This window comes from Bradyrhizobium sp. SZCCHNR3119 (assembly GCF_032487775.1).
GTDB lineage: Bacteria > Pseudomonadota > Alphaproteobacteria > Rhizobiales > Xanthobacteraceae > Bradyrhizobium.
Window position 1 is genome coordinate 382,437 of sequence record NZ_JAUEUV010000001.1, and the last position, 14,250, is coordinate 396,686.

General features: G+C 59.3%; 12 protein-coding genes. 9 read left to right on the forward strand and 3 right to left on the reverse strand.

The window, feature by feature from the left end; translation table 11 throughout:
- Positions 1 to 57 precede the first annotated feature (57 nt).
- Together QX034_RS01880 and QX034_RS01885 are read left to right on the forward strand one after the other, a co-directional pair.
- A complete protein-coding gene (locus QX034_RS01880; protein WP_315705523.1) occupies positions 58 to 2,415 on the forward strand; it encodes an Orn/Lys/Arg decarboxylase N-terminal domain-containing protein in 2,358 nt (785 codons plus the stop codon).
- Between the two features lie 10 nt (positions 2,416 to 2,425).
- Complete coding sequence (locus tag QX034_RS01885) at positions 2,426 to 2,995, forward strand: GNAT family N-acetyltransferase (RefSeq protein WP_315705522.1); 570 nt, start codon at positions 2,426 to 2,428, stop codon at positions 2,993 to 2,995.
- Positions 2,996 to 3,022: 27 nt separating this feature from the next.
- Here QX034_RS01885 and QX034_RS01890 read toward each other — a convergent pair whose 3' ends face one another.
- Positions 3,023 to 3,235 carry a hypothetical protein gene (locus tag QX034_RS01890; protein WP_315705521.1) on the reverse strand — a complete coding sequence of 71 codons (213 nt, stop codon included), beginning with the start codon at positions 3,233 to 3,235 and terminating at the stop codon, positions 3,023 to 3,025.
- Between the two features lie 529 nt (positions 3,236 to 3,764).
- On the opposite strand from QX034_RS01890, the gene QX034_RS01895 reads away from it, so the two are divergent.
- Complete coding sequence (locus QX034_RS01895) at positions 3,765 to 4,118, forward strand: VanZ family protein (RefSeq protein WP_315705520.1); 354 nt, start codon at positions 3,765 to 3,767, stop codon at positions 4,116 to 4,118.
- A gap of 60 nt (positions 4,119 to 4,178) precedes the next feature.
- On the opposite strand, the gene QX034_RS01900 is transcribed toward QX034_RS01895, so the two are convergent.
- Positions 4,179 to 4,568, reverse strand: a complete 390-nt coding sequence (locus QX034_RS01900) for a DUF1236 domain-containing protein (RefSeq protein WP_315705519.1) — start codon at positions 4,566 to 4,568, stop codon at positions 4,179 to 4,181.
- Positions 4,569 to 5,650: 1,082 nt separating this feature from the next.
- Here QX034_RS01900 and QX034_RS01905 point away from each other — a divergent pair.
- The 4 genes from QX034_RS01905 (at position 5,651) to QX034_RS01920 (ending at position 8,191) form a co-directional block, all read left to right on the forward strand.
- Positions 5,651 to 6,265: a TetR/AcrR family transcriptional regulator gene (locus QX034_RS01905; protein WP_315705939.1), complete on the forward strand. Its 615-nt coding sequence runs from the start codon at positions 5,651 to 5,653 to the stop codon at positions 6,263 to 6,265.
- A gap of 67 nt (positions 6,266 to 6,332) precedes the next feature.
- Positions 6,333 to 7,193: a DMT family transporter gene (locus QX034_RS01910; RefSeq protein WP_315705518.1), complete on the forward strand. Its 861-nt coding sequence runs from the start codon at positions 6,333 to 6,335 to the stop codon at positions 7,191 to 7,193.
- 121 nt (positions 7,194 to 7,314) lie between these two features.
- Positions 7,315 to 7,686, forward strand: coding sequence for an ArsR/SmtB family transcription factor (locus QX034_RS01915; protein ID WP_409998215.1), 372 nt, complete (start codon positions 7,315 to 7,317; stop codon positions 7,684 to 7,686).
- Complete coding sequence (locus QX034_RS01920; RefSeq protein ID WP_315705516.1) at positions 7,676 to 8,191, forward strand: SRPBCC domain-containing protein; 516 nt, start codon at positions 7,676 to 7,678, stop codon at positions 8,189 to 8,191. The genes QX034_RS01915 and QX034_RS01920 overlap by 11 nt, the downstream gene beginning before the upstream one ends.
- 216 nt (positions 8,192 to 8,407) lie before the next feature.
- Here QX034_RS01920 and QX034_RS01925 read toward each other — a convergent pair whose 3' ends face one another.
- A complete protein-coding gene (locus tag QX034_RS01925) occupies positions 8,408 to 9,343 on the reverse strand; it encodes a hypothetical protein (protein WP_315765804.1) in 936 nt (311 codons plus the stop codon).
- A 293-nt stretch (positions 9,344 to 9,636) separates the two neighbouring features.
- On the opposite strand from QX034_RS01925, the gene QX034_RS01930 reads away from it, so the two are divergent.
- Complete coding sequence (locus tag QX034_RS01930; protein WP_315705513.1) at positions 9,637 to 10,314, forward strand: nitroreductase; 678 nt, start codon at positions 9,637 to 9,639, stop codon at positions 10,312 to 10,314.
- A 147-nt stretch (positions 10,315 to 10,461) separates the two neighbouring features.
- Positions 10,462 to 14,139 carry a hypothetical protein gene (locus QX034_RS01935; protein ID WP_315705512.1) on the forward strand — a complete coding sequence of 1,226 codons (3,678 nt, stop codon included), beginning with the start codon at positions 10,462 to 10,464 and terminating at the stop codon, positions 14,137 to 14,139.
- Positions 14,140 to 14,250: the final 111 nt, after the last annotated feature.

Genomic DNA, 14,250 nt, shown 5'->3' on the forward strand with positions numbered 1-14,250 from the left:
TGAACTGTCATGGAATGTACCGACAGCTGGCCTCCGACCCAAACTTGGCAGACCCGCATGGACTATTTCCGACGCTTCACCTTCCTGTTCGCCGCTCCGGTCTTTGAGCCCGACGACCTCGCGGGCGTCCGTTTCAACCAGATCATCGAAGAGATCCAGCGTTCCGGGTTCGAGGTGGTGCGGGCCCGCAAGCTCGAAGACGCCGAGATCGCCGTGCAGACCGATGCCGCGATCGGCTGCATGGTGGTCGATTGGGGCAAGAAGGGTCTCGAGGGCAAAACCATGGCCCTGATCAACCTGATGCGCCGGCGCGGCCTCGATTTTCCGATCATCCTCCTGATCCGGCGCAAGCGGTTCGAGGATCTGCCGGTCGAGGTGCTCGACTTCATCGACGGCTATGTGTTCCTGTCGGAGGAAACGCCGCCCTTCATCGCCAAGAACCTGATCAGCCGGCTCAAGCAATATGCCGAGACGTTGAAGACGCCGTTCTTCGGCACGCTCGTCGACTATGCCGAGGAAGGCAATCAGCTCTGGACCTGCCCCGGGCACAATGGCGGCGTGTTCTACAGCCGCAGCCCGATCGGCCGGATCTTCGTCGAGCATCTCGGCGAAGCCGTGTTCCGCGACGACCTCGACAATTCCGTCCTCGACCTCGGCGACCTCCTGACCCATGAGGGACCGGCGCTGCGGGCGCAGAAGGAAGCGGCGCAGATCTTCGGCGCCGAAAAGACCTATTTCGTGCTGAACGGCACCTCCACCTCGAACAAGGTGGTGCTGGGAGCGCTGGTCACCGACGGCGACCTCGTGCTGTTCGACCGGAACAATCACAAGGCCGCCCACCATGGCGCGCTGCTGATCTCCGGCGGCATCCCGATTTATGTCCCGACGGTCCGCAATGCCTGGGGCCTGATCGGCCCGATGCGCTGGGACCTGCTCGACGAGGAGCATCTGCGCCAGCAGATCCGCAACAACCCGCTGGTCAAGGACCCCGACGCCTGGCGCAGGGAGCGCCCGTTCCGCGTCGCCGTGGTCGAGCAGTGCACCTATGACGGCTCGATCCACAGCGCCGAGATGATCCTGAAGCGGATCGGCCACCTCTGCGAGTACATCATGTTCGACGAGGCCTGGGCCGGGTTCATGAAATTCCACCCTCTCTATGCCGGCCGCTTCGCGATGGGGCTTTCGGAACTGGGCCCGAACGCGCCTGGGATCATCGCCACCCAATCCACGCACAAGCAGCTTGCCAGCTTCTCCCAGGCCTCGCAGATCCACGTCAAGGATCGCCACATCAAGGGCCAGCGGCGCCGGATCGAGCATCGGCGCTTCAACGAAAGCTTCATGCAGCACGCCTCGACTTCGCCGTTCTATCCGCTGTTCGCCTCGCTCGATGTCGGCGCGCAGATGATGAAGGGGCGTTCCGGCGAAGTGCTGTGGGATGACACGATCCGGCTCGGCATCGAATTGCGCAAGAAGATCCGGGCGATGCGCCGGGAATTTGAGGAGAAGGAGAAGGATCCGGCGCGGCGCTGGTTCTTCGAGCCGTTCGTGCCGGACCGCGTGGCGATCCCGGATGCCGCAAGCCCGGGCGGGGTCCATGACGTCGCGTGGGAGGCGATCTCGACCGACCAGTTGGCCACCGACGCGTCCCTCTGGCAGCTCGGTCCCAATTCCACCTGGCACGGCTTTCCGAACATGGAGGCCGGTTTCGCCATGACCGATCCGAACAAGCTGACGCTGCTGACCCCCGGCTTCGACCGGGCGACCGGCGGCTATGCCGAGCACGGCATCCCCGCGCCCGTGGTCGCGCAATATCTCCGCGAGAACCGGATCGTGGCCGAGAAGAACGACCTCAACTCGCTCTTGTTTCTGCTGACACCGGGCGTGGAGGCCAGCAAGGCCGGCACGCTGATCAGCGGCCTCGTCGCCTTCAAGAGGCTGCACGACGACAACGTGCTGTTGGAGGATGCGATCCCGGAATTCACCCGCCGCCGCTTTGGCCGTTATGGCAAGGTGCGGCTGCGCGACCTCTGCGCCGAGATGCACCGTTTCTATCGTGCGGCCGACGTGAGTGCGCTGCAGGCCAAGCAGTTCCTGCCCGAGCACATGCCGGAGATTGCGATCTCCCCCCGCGAGGCTGCTCGCGCCCTGATGCGCAATGACGTCGATTATCTGCCGATCGACAAGATCGCCGGCCGGATCGCGACCACGCCGTTCGTGGTCTATCCGCCCGGAATCGCCACCATCGTGCCGGGCGAACGCCTGTCGGAACGGGCCAAGCCGATGATCGATTACCTGAAGATGTTCGAACAGGCCTTCAACACCTTCCCCGGTTTCGACGTCGAGATCCAAGGGCTCTACAAGGAGATCGACGAGGCGGGCCGCATCCGCCTCTACACCTATGTCGCAGCCGAGTGAGTCCGCGCCGATGGAGAATTCGATCGCAGCCGTCCAGAGCGAGCCGCCGGTGCTCGTCCGCCCGTCGCGCGACGAGGACGTCGAGGCCATGCTCGCGATCTATCGCCGGCACATCCGCCGCGGGGTCGAAGACGGCGCCGCCAATTCCGGCGTGCCGGAGCCGGACGATCTCAGGCAACGGCGCAAGAACCTGCGCAACCATCGCATGCCGCATCTGGTCGCGACATTCCGCGCCGAGATCGTAGGCTATGCCTACGTCGTGCCGTTCCGGAAGCGGCCCGCCTATCGCTTCGCCGTGAAGCACTCGATCTATGTGCATCACGAGCATCTCGGCCGCGGCGTCGGCCGGCTGCTGATGCAGGCATTGATCGACGCCTGTGCGGCGGCCGGCTTTCGCCAGATGATCGGCTATATCGACGCCGACAACACCGCCTCGCTCGGCATCCACGAGCGATTTGGCTTTACCCGGGTCGGGCTTCTCCCCGCAGTCGCGTTCCGGTACGGCCGCTGGTCGGACACCGTGATGGTGCAGCGCTCGCTCGGCGCTGGCGGCACTGAGCCACCCACCTCCGGGCGTTGAACGACTTCGGCTGTCTCAAGCCGTCGATCACGACGGGAAATCGGCCGCCCTCACCTGGATGCGATCCGCATGCAGGGACCAGTCGCGTAGCTCCTGCATCTCGCAAAACTTCTTCTTAGCGAGCTCGGCCGCCAGCTTTTCGTCGGCGGCGTCGATTTCGAGCGTGCTCTGGCAGATCTCACATTGCCGGCCGTTTTCGCCGAGCACGTCTTTCATGAAGTTGACGACGTAACGCGACATCGAACCCTCCTCGCCCAGCGCACCTCCATGTTAGCGCGCTTTGCGAGAGACTGTTGAGCGGTATCAAGCCGGCCGCGCAATAATTAATGAAGCAGCGGAAGCCGGACGCTCAGGCGCCGGCCGCCGGAAGGCTGGCCGCCGCGATGGCCACGAACTGCGCCACCACACGCCGAACGCGCTTTCCTGATGCCCACAACATTGAATTGAATCGACGCATCGAACGTCCCTCGCGCGGCGCGAGCACCTCGCTCGCAAACCCTCAGCAAATCCTTGGCGCAAAAGGAAAAATGGCCTCGTCTCAGAGAGCTGTCGATGGCTTGAGAAAAATAGCAAAAGTTACATCGCCGACCGCAGGAGCGGCAGAACGTTCATTACTGCATCGCGGCCGCCGACGATCAAATTCTTCTCATCGCCTGGTCCTGCCGAGCCGGGTCGTGATGCTCTGAAGCGGCAGCGAACCCATTAACGACACGGAGGGCTCAAGGGGGTGTGAGCCCAATCAGTAGCCCGGCTTGTGCTATTCGGAGGGATGACCTTCATCACCCGCTTCGCCGCCTGGCTGCTCGCCGCCGCCGTCACATTCGCAACCCTCGGTCCGGCGCGCGTCCGGCCGCATTCCAATCTGGGCCAGGACGGCGAGCATGCGCTGGCTTTCATCCTTGTCGGGCTTGCCTTCGGCCTCGCCTATCGCGGTCGTCGTATGCTGGCCACGGGACTTGCCGTGGTCTTGATCGGGGCGCTTGAAGTCGCGCAATTGTGGGCGCCAGGGCGGCATGCCCGGCTCGAGGATTTCGTCGTCGACGCCCTCGCGGCCTGTGCGGGATTTCTGCTCGCGGCCATGCTCGACTGGTGCACTCAGCGAGTGCGAAGGCAAGCCGCTTAGCAGACAAAAACCCCGCCGCACGGATGCGGCGAGGCCCTTGCCGGATCATTCGGCGTCAGATCAGTCGATGATCTTGATGACGCGGCGGGTGCGCGGATCGACGATCACGCGACGATCGTTGACGACGGCATAGCGATACTCGGTGTAGCGCGGCACCGGACGCAGCACGACCGTGTCGGGCAGCGGCTCGCCGACCACGACGCGCTCGTGCACGACCACGGATGGCGCACGCTCCTCGTCGATCGAGTGGATGACGGCATTCGGGATTTCGAGGCCGGCGCCCACCGCCGCCCCAACGGTGCCGCCGACCACTGCACCGAGCGGACCTGCCACCGCGCCGCCGGCCTCCGCACCATTATGCGCGCCTTCCACGGTGGTCGACTGCGCGAACGCCGCGCCCGAAGCCAGCAGCGAAGCCGCAATCAGTGAAACAGCAAAACGGGTCCTCATCATTCTCCTCCAGTGTGATTGAAGATGCCGTTCAACAACGGGGGATCGCCCGCGGTTCCGGGTTCCATGCGACCTAAAGTTTGCCAGGCGAGGGAACGAATCCTCCGTTCGAGCTCGTGCTTGCTGTCGGCCGCGCCGCGCCCTCGAGGCGATGAGGCGAACTCTCTCCGCGACGTCATTCCGGGGCGCGCCTGCAAGGCGCGAGCCCGGAATCCATAATCACAGGGCGTGATGCGAGGCACATTCTCCGCCCGACCTTGCTCCCACAGCATCTGCCGAGAGTATGGATTCCCGGTTCACGCTTCGCGTGCCCCGGAATGACGACGGGTAAAGTCGTCGGACTCTTTCCTATCCACGTTTCAAACAGCGCGCTCAAATGCCAGATGCACGTCTGCATTCTCGCGGCGGATCACGCCCGAGTGTTGCGATCGACCTGCCCTTCGAGAATCGAGAGGGCGCGGGGAATGCCGGGCGCTGGCCGCACCCATGGCCCGCCTGCAGAAAGAATGCAGGCGGCAGGTACCACAGGTTCAGCCGAGACATCCCGGCATTCCCCGCGCGATGGTCTTAACGCTTATACGTGATCTCCCCGGGGACCGGCTTGATTGCCCCCGCTGCGCATGACGCTTTCGCGTCAGCACGACCTCAGCACCGGGAGGTCAGGACCACACGATTTCACGTCCGCATCCGCCCTGCTCGTCGGCGTGACGAAGCACGCTTGCCAAGGCGGTCACGGCCACCGCATCCCCGCCTCACGTGTCGTGACGATCGCGCGCAACGCCCCTCTCCTCGAGGCGGGATGCGCCCATGATCCACGATTTCGGTAAAAACGAAAGAGAAATATTCGTCATGGCCTGCCCTGCACGGCGCTTCCTGCTGAATTCGCTTCTGAAATGAATTTTTCCACGCAGGCGGTTTTCACCCTCCGAATGGCGATGCCGTGGAGCAAAATCGCACAAAGCCGCATGGTGATTTGCCCGGCAGGCAGCGAGAACTCGTGCAGGCTTGGACGTGCAGCAACAGCGATCACCTGCGACTTGCGATCACTTGCAATTTAAGACCGATCGGTCCATATATTGACGATGAGCCGCCACATCCGAGTGCAATTGTCCCGTGGCCGCCCCCGAAGTTTCGACGTGAATGCTGCGGTCGAACGCGCGATGGGTGTGTTCTGGTCGCAGGGCTATCACGCCACCGCGCTCCCGGACCTGCTTCATGCAACCAGGCTCTCGCGCGGCAGCCTTTACGCCGCATTCGGCGACAAGCACTCGCTGTTCCTGCGGGCGCTTGATCGCTACATCGCCGATGCCTTGACGCGGATGGATGCCGAGTTCGACTCCCGCCACGATCCGGTCGACGGCCTGCGGACCTTCCTGGCCGGCTATGTCGACCGCGCCAGCGGTGCCAATGGCCAGCGCGGATGCCTGCTGGTGGCTACAGCCATGGAATTGGCCGGCCAGGATGCTGAAGTGAACCGTCGCATCGCGAGCTTTTTCAAAGCCATGGAGGCCAGGGTGGCGGCTGCATTGTCCCGTGCGAAGACGGCGGGCAAGCTGGCCGAAGGTGTCGAGCCTTCGAGTGCCGCCCGGATTCTCGTCTGTTTCGTTGAGGGGCTGCGCGTGGTCGGCAAAACGGCGCCGGCACGGGCCACATCCAAAACCACCGCGGACGCTCTTCTCGACCGCTTCATCAGATAAAGACCAAGGCGCGTTCGCCTTTGGCGCGCCGATATTTAGACCGATTGGTCTTGAAAGGAACGGTGCCGTGTCTGCCATCCAGATCGTCTGCGCAGTCACCGTTCCCCTGCTCTGGGGTTATCAGTTCGTGGCCATCAAGGTGGGCGTTGCGGAGTTTCCGCCGCTGTTCTTCCTCGCCCTGCGCTTCCTGGCGATCGCTCTGCTGCTCATTCCGTTCGTCAAACGGCCAACGCGCCGGCAGGCCGGCCCGATCGCAGCGATTTCGCTGTTCCTGGGCGGACTGAATTTCGGGCTGTTCTATGTTGGCCTTGGGCTCGGCTCCGGCAGCATGTCCGCCGTCGCCTATCAACTCGCCACGCCCTTCACCGTCCTGCTGGCCTGGCCGCTGCTCGCGGAGCGGCCGTCTCTCGCCACATCAGCCGGAGTGGTGCTTGCATTCGTCGGCGTGGTCGTGCTGGCAGCCGAGCCTGGCCGGTCGGCAAACGTGCTGCCGCTGCTGCTTGTGGTCGGGGCGGCCTTCGCATTCGCGGTGTCCAACATCCTGACCAAACGCTACGGCCCCTTTGATCCCCTGATGTTGATGGGGTGGTCGTCGCTGCTCACGGTGCCGCAGGTCATGTTGATGTCGCTGCTGCTTGAATATGGACAAGCGGCGAGCCTCGTCACGGCAGATGAATGGGGCTGGCTGGCACTCGCCTACACGATCTTCGTCGGAGGCATCGTTGGGTTCGGCCTCTGGTTCTGGCTGATCGCCCGCTGCTCCATGAGCCGCGTCGCCCCTTTTGGCCTGCTGCTTCCGGTGTTCGCCCTGATGTCGAGCGTGTTGTTCCTCGGCGACCGCATCAGCGCCAGGCTGATCGTCGGTGGGCTGCTCGCGCTCTCCGGCGTCGCCATGACACAGGTCAGGCCGCGCGCTCGGTCGATTTGAACTCCAGAAGCCGCGTCCCACCGAGATCGGATTTGACCGATCTCGGCCCCTCGGGTCTGCGCTGAGGGCGTGCGCTCATGGGATCCAATCGCCGGCGCACAAAACTTAGCCATTGATCTAAGTGATCGTCACCATTATAGTTAGCCGTATGGCTCACCAAAATACCGCACTGGATTCCGTCTTTCATGCTTTGGCCGACCCGACCCGCAGGGCCGTAATCCAGCGGCTCGGACGTGGCTCTGCAACGATCAGCGAGTTGGCGCAGCCGTTCGAGATGGCTCTGCCGTCGTTCATGAAGCACATCGGCGTGCTCGAGCGGTCACGCCTGATCGTTTCGAAGAAAACGGGTCGAGTCCGGACCTGCTTGCTTAATCGAGACCGCTTGATCGCCGCCGAGCGATGGTTCGGTAAGCAACACGCGCTCTGGGGAAGCCGCTACAGCAATCTTGATGGGCTACTAGCAAAGTTGAATGGAGTAGAAAATGAAGGCTGACCTACGGTTCGATTTCCTCGCCGACAAGGAGAAGCACACGCTTACCATATCAAGGGAGTTTGCCGCAAAGCGTCAGCTCGTCTGGGACTGCCATACCAAAAGCGAACTGCTTGACCAGTGGTTCGCGCCGAAGCCGCTGACGACCAAAACCAAGCATATGGATTTCCGCGAGGGTGGCTACTGGCATTATGCGATGATCACTCCGGATGGACAGCACTACTGGAATCGTCTGGATTACCTGAAGATTGAGCCGATCGACCGTTACACTGCTCGGGACGGCTTTTGCGACGAAGCCGGGATCGTAAGCCCTGAGATGCCGAGATCGAGTTGGGAGGTTACTTTTGACGATGCATCCGACCGTACGCTCGTCACAACGAAAGTTGTGTACGCCTCACCCGAAGACCTGCAGAAGGCCATCGACATGGGTCTGAAGGATGGCTTGGCTTCGACGATGGAGCGCCTCGACGAACTTCTGCAGACCCTCCTGGAACCCTTGGGTCAATAGCAGTCGCCTCCGCAACGCGTTCCGTCGGACGTCATCCGGTCGGAACGCTCGGCTGGCAGCAGCATAGTGGCGCGATGGCGAATAAGTCGTGCCACTTCGAGGCTAAGACCCCCAAGCTGACCTGAGTGGCCTCCCAACGGCATTTAGTTCGGCTTGTGGGCCCCTTAGCTGTTATGGTGACAGTCCAGCACTGTCACCATAATCCGGTGGAACCAATCAGTTCGGTGAACCAGACGGCGGCTGAATTTTCTGGAGCATCGCCGTGCATTCGGCATACAGACCTTCAGCTTCCAATTCGCGAGCGAATGCGACAGCCGTTTCGACGTTTTGCTTGGCTTCACTCGTCGCCTGCTCGACAGATTTGAGAGTAGGCTGTCGATGAAGCCGTGCAGCGGACGATTCGGGGGCGCTCACTAACGCCTGACCGCTCGCGCGGGCTTTGCTCATCAGCAACTCCACGCGTGCGATTTCATCGCGGCACAATTCCGGCCGGGTTGCTGGCGGCTTCCGGCTCATGGGAGCAGCGTCGGAGGACGTGCGCAAGCTCAAAACATAAGCTCCCACTTGCCTCATTTGAAAGTCGCGAAGGTCGGGATTCGGCATACCGGTGGAGTTGCCGATATTGCGGTGCGTTGTGCTCAGAAACGCTCCTAGCGTCTCGGAGCTGGTGCTGCTGCGTCGGGCAATCGATTCGAACGGTGGCGCAGCTGGCTGCAGGGTCGGTTCGATGGCTTGGGCAGAGCTGACAACATGGCAGTTCGAGCACATGAGGACTGCCAAGTAATGGCCTTTCTGGACATCATCAGACGCGCCGCCGGCCTGCTGCGCGTGTACGGGAGCAAGCGCTAAACATCCGACAGTCGCCAAGCTCACAAGAAATCGCGCCCGCACGGCCGAATGAAAGTCGCTGGACCTCGTCGGCTCGCCGATCCTCCCGTCGCTGTGGGCAAAGTTGGCCAGGCCGGCTAATGCGTTCGAGGTGGTGCAGGACGGCCCCATCTGAAGGTCCACGACGATGGACAGTGCGCCCAGCCCCTTGGAATCGGCACTGGCTTTGTCGCGCGCCTTGTTGTCATTGGTCGCATCGACGAGAAAGCGCTCTCGCGAGCGCTCGTCACCGGAGATTCCTTCTGCGGTTACCATGTAGAACATCGGCCTATCCTTACCGTGGGAGAATCATCGTGTAAGGCACATTTCGGAGAAGTGGCCTGGCGAGCCCGTGCAGTCGAACGGAACTACAACCTGAACAATATTCAGCAACCATTAATTGAGCCAGATCAAGCCGCGAGCGTTCAAATCTCTTCTTTCGGGCTTACATCTCGAGGAAGCGCAGGGATTCAAGCAGCGCGTGGGGCGGATCAGCGAAGCGCGATCAATCTTGCACGAAAGCCAGAAAACCTCGTAGACCTCAGCAGATTCAGCTCTCATCCCGGATATCAAGACACATGAAGTTCGATGACGTCATCCTCGGCCGGCGCAGCATCCGCGGCTACAAGCCCGATCCGGTCCCGAAGGAGCTGCTCGAGGAGATCATCGCCTTGGCGATGCGCGCGCCGTCCTCGATGAACAGCCAGCCCTGGAATTTCTACGTCATCACCGGCGAACCGCTCGATCGGATCCGCGCCGGCAACACCGAGCGGATGCTGGCCGGCATCCCGCAATCACGCGAATTCCGTATCGGCGAGCCGTTCGCGGGCCAACACCGCGAGCGGCAGGTGCAGGTGGCCAAGCAATTGTTCTCCGCCATGGGGATCGCGCGCGACGACAAGGACAAGCGCCAGGACTGGGTGCTGCGCGGCTTTCGCCAGTTCGACGCGCCGGTCTGCATCATCGTGACCTATGACCGCGCGCTTGACGGCAGCGACGATACGCCGTTCGATTGCGGTGCCGTGACCACCGCCCTGGTCAATGCCGCCTGGTCGCGCGGGCTCGGCGCCGTGATCAACAGCCAGGGCATCATGCAATCGCCCGTGGTCCGCGAGCACGCCGGGATCGCCGACGATCAGGTCATCATGAAGAGCATCGCGCTCGGCTGGCCGGATCACGATTTCCCGGCCAACGCGGTGGTGTCAGAACGAAAATCGGTCGAGGAAGCGGCGGTGTTCGTCGGCTTCGACGACTGACCTGCGCGCGGATGAGACCGCAGCCCGCCGGCATCCAAGACAATAACATAACGGCTTCCCTTCCCGCTTGATTCACACAAGCACTTTCACGTAGGCGTTGCATTTTACGTCTTGTGTTGCGATCCTCTTCGGCGGGGGGAGGAGTCGATGACATACCTATACGAACAGCTATCGCCGGAAAAGTTCCAAAAGCTCTGCCAATCTATTATTTCGTCCGAGTTTCCTGACACACAGTGCTTTCCGGTGGCTCAACCTGACGGCGGAAGAGATAGCATAGCGTGGACAACCCATATCCCGGGGAAACGGGCAGAGTTCATCGCTTTTCAGGTCAAGTTTTCCAGAGACTCCGATCGAGCCGCTAATCAGTTTCTGGATGATATATTGGAAAACGAACTTCCCAAGATCAGAGGCTTACTCTCACGCGGGCTTAAGGCCTACTATCTCCTTACCAACGTAAGGGGCACAGCGCACCTCGACGCCGGCTCAATTGATCGCATGCAGAGGACTCTGTCGACTTCAATCGAAGTTCCGGCGCTCTGCTGGTGGAGAGACGATCTCGACAGGCGCATCGATTCCAAGTCCGACATCAAATGGAGCTATCCAGAAATTATTCGCGGCACTGATCTTCTCCAATCCCTTATCACAGGACCGATGGGAGAAGAGGGAAGGCGCAGAGATAGTGCGATTAAAGCATATATAACCGAGCAATACCGAGAGGATCGGGAAGTAAAGTTCAAACAGGTCGACCTGTACAACAATTTGTTTGATCTCTTTGTCGACACGAATCTAGCCCCGATCAGCACCTCTGACGAGAGTCACCGGGTCGCCGGACTACATCCCTATTACGAAACCGAGCATTTTCGCGAGAGCGCGCCTCGCGCTGCTAAATTTCTCCTAGATGGCGACACAACGCAGCGGATAGTTCTCGAAGGCGCGCCTGGGCAAGGCAAATCAACGATTACCCAATACATCTGTCAAGTACATCGAGTTCGACTGCTTGACCGAGCACTTGATCGATCAAAAATCCAACCTGATTACTTTAGCGGTACGTTACGCATACCTTTAAGAGTGGACCTGCGGGACTATGCGAGTTGGATATCTGGGCGGAACCCGTTTTCCTCGGACCTCTCTTCAGTTCGCCCCACCGAAATGCCTATATCGTTGGAAAGCTTTCTAGCTTTCCAAATTGGCCACACCTCTGGCGGGCACGCCTTTTCAGTTTCCGACCTGGCGTCACTAGCGCGAGACAGTCATCTCCTGATTGTTCTGGATGGCTTCGACGAGGTCGCCGACATCGCCACTCGAATGCAGGCCGTCAAAGAGATTTCGAAGGCCGCAGGTCGATTAGAGGCGGCGAGCAAATCGTTGCTGATTGTAGTTACGAGTAGACCAGCAGCGTTTGCGAAATCTCCAGGCTTTTCCGATCGCGAGTGGCTCCATATGACATTACTTTCCATGTCATTTCAGCAGATAAATAGTTATGCCGCTAAATGGATGAGTGCAAGATCGCTCCCATCGGCTGATAAGGAAAAATTCAAAGAGGTGCTGAAGGAGAAATTGGACCAGCCACACATGAGAGACCTGGCTCGGAATCCAATGCAACTCGCAATCTTGCTTAGCCTTATCCAGACCAAGGGCCTTTCGTTACCAGACAAGCGCACAGCCCTATACGACAGCTACATTGACCTATTCTTTAGCCGAGAAGCCGAAAAGAGCCCAATTGTTCGCGAGCACAGGGACCTACTAATAGAGCTCCATCGATATCTGGCGTGGATGATCCAGATCGATGCCGAAGACAAACGTGGAGCTGGAAGCATAGCCGACGAGAGATTGAGAGCACTTCTTCGGGATTACCTCGCCAGAGAGGGACATCAAACAAATCTGGTCGACGATCTATTCACAGGAATGACCGAGAGAGTTGTTGCCCTTGTGTCCCGCGTTCAGGGCACCTTTGAGTTCGAGGTTCAGCCACTACGGGAATATTTTGCCGCGAGACATCTGTATGAAACCGCTCCGTACTCACCACCAGGACAAGAAAAATCCGGCACAAAACCAGAACGATTCGATGCTCTAGCGCGCAACTTTTATTGGCTTAACGTCACTCGATTCTACTGCGGCTGCTACAGTCGCGGAGAATTGTCGTCTTTAGCAGACGGACTAATTCAACTTTCAGAACTAGATGGATTTAAAGAGATAGCCTATCCCCGCCTGCTGATACTAATGCTACTTGGTGATTGGGTATTTACCCAGCAACCGCATGTGATTAAGCGGCTTCTCGCGCACCTATCCAAGCACCCGGGCTTCAAGATCATCCTAGCGAACGCTATCCGAGACAGAGCCACCTCTTCTCTTATTCCTCCCGAGCGCTGCGGTCGCAACGACATACTCGAAGCGATAAGCGACTGGTTCTACTCCGGGATCTCCTCAGACGTCTGCGTCGCATTAGCTACATCGGCGCGCGAGAGCTTATCGCAAGAAGTCGCGATAGAGTTCTGGAAATCCTTAAGGCAACCCGGAAAGGAAGCCAGCTGGTTTACCCTCGGACGATTCGTTGGCGCTTTCCACAACATATCGTTCGTAGACGCTCGCGACCTTTTCGAAGAGTTTCCAAAAGAATTGGTTTTCAGTCTGCAATTTGCAAACAGAAGCGATATAATTGAATCTGATATAAAGATGTTTGAGGTAGCTTCCCGTCAAATCCTAGCTGGACATGGCCTAGCTTCGCTTCGCGGCACTGGCTCAGCCATCACTTTTTTATCAGCATTCCGAATCGCGCTGGACCCTTCAACTTACACAATCTTGTTCGAACGTGACCCCAGCGACTTCATTAGGGGCAGCTCTTATCGCTCTCTGATTAGCAGTAGACGTCATATCGAGACCTTCGAAAATTACCCGAGCGACATACCGACCGCTCCCTTTCTAGACAACGACGCAAGTAAACGGTTTCTCCGTACTTTTTACGAGGCAATCGAACTTCCTTGCAAGGATTGGATGAACAGTTTGAGACCGTGGTCTGAAATCGTCGAAGCAGGCGCGAGAGAGTGGGGCAGAACGCCAGCACTGTTGGATATTGCCTTGATCTCCGCGGGCATCAGCGCAAAAGAAGAGCGAGGTGCATTTGGAGCTGGCTTCGACGACAAATCTATCCCACTTTGCGAAACGCTACGATATGCACGCCTAAAGTCAGGAGCCTATCAATGGTGGCTGTCAAATCTAAATAGAGGCTCTGAACATCTGGTCGCTTTAACAACACTGCTATGTTGGGCCACGCCGCGAACAATACTCTTGATAAAAGACTGCGTCGGGCCTCTTGTCGACGCGCTTGAACGGAGAGCATGGCACCGACTGGTGGATCGCATTAAACGCACTGTTTCGATTTGGGGCAGATCTGATGCATCCGGATTAGCGCTTAGAGAGGTTCAATCGGACCGGCTATTTCTGGCTCTCGCCCTACGTCTTTCGCCAGTTGATCGAGACCAATTTATTTGTTCAAAATTTATCCGCTATTCTGGCGACGACCGCAAAATTCTAGAGATGGCATGCGATTCAGCGGTACGCCTTGCCTGTGCGGGCATCCTCCAATGGAGTGATGCCGTAGACATGATAAGGAGGGGCTATATGCTGGACATCGATCCGATAACGCTCCATCGAGCTGTGAGTTCTGAATTTAGAATACCAGAAGAACTAGCAATACAGATCTGCACGACAGCACAGCACTTCCCGCTCGCACTAGTCTACAATGCGCAAAGCGTGCTTCAAGCATCGATAGCAGCGACCGGAAAGCCCGTAGGAGAGATCGCGCTTCGCGATCAGTGGTTTGGATGAAGGGTAAGGCTCTGGCCCACCGTCATCCCGACGGGTGTGAGGAGGACAAGAGTGGATGGCCGGGTCAAACCCGGGCATGACAGAGCATCCTAAATACATCGCTACGACTGC

Bases quoted from the DNA above. Each gene is read 5' to 3' on its own strand.
- QX034_RS01880 (WP_315705523.1), top strand. From the start codon at position 58: ATGGACTATTTCCGACGCTTCACCTTCCTGTTCGCCGCTCCGGTCTTT.
- QX034_RS01885 (WP_315705522.1), top strand. From the start codon at position 2,426: ATGGAGAATTCGATCGCAGCCGTCCAGAGCGAGCCGCCGGTGCTCGTC.
- QX034_RS01890 (WP_315705521.1), bottom strand. From the start codon at position 3,235: ATGTCGCGTTACGTCGTCAACTTCATGAAAGACGTGCTCGGCGAAAAC.
- QX034_RS01895 (WP_315705520.1), top strand. From the start codon at position 3,765: ATGACCTTCATCACCCGCTTCGCCGCCTGGCTGCTCGCCGCCGCCGTC.
- QX034_RS01900 (WP_315705519.1), bottom strand. From the start codon at position 4,568: ATGAGGACCCGTTTTGCTGTTTCACTGATTGCGGCTTCGCTGCTGGCT.
- QX034_RS01905 (WP_315705939.1), top strand. From the start codon at position 5,651: ATGAGCCGCCACATCCGAGTGCAATTGTCCCGTGGCCGCCCCCGAAGT.
- QX034_RS01920 (WP_315705516.1), top strand. From the start codon at position 7,676: ATGAAGGCTGACCTACGGTTCGATTTCCTCGCCGACAAGGAGAAGCAC.
- QX034_RS01925 (WP_315765804.1), bottom strand. From the start codon at position 9,343: ATGTTCTACATGGTAACCGCAGAAGGAATCTCCGGTGACGAGCGCTCG.
- QX034_RS01930 (WP_315705513.1), top strand. From the start codon at position 9,637: ATGAAGTTCGATGACGTCATCCTCGGCCGGCGCAGCATCCGCGGCTAC.
- QX034_RS01935 (WP_315705512.1), top strand. From the start codon at position 10,462: ATGACATACCTATACGAACAGCTATCGCCGGAAAAGTTCCAAAAGCTC.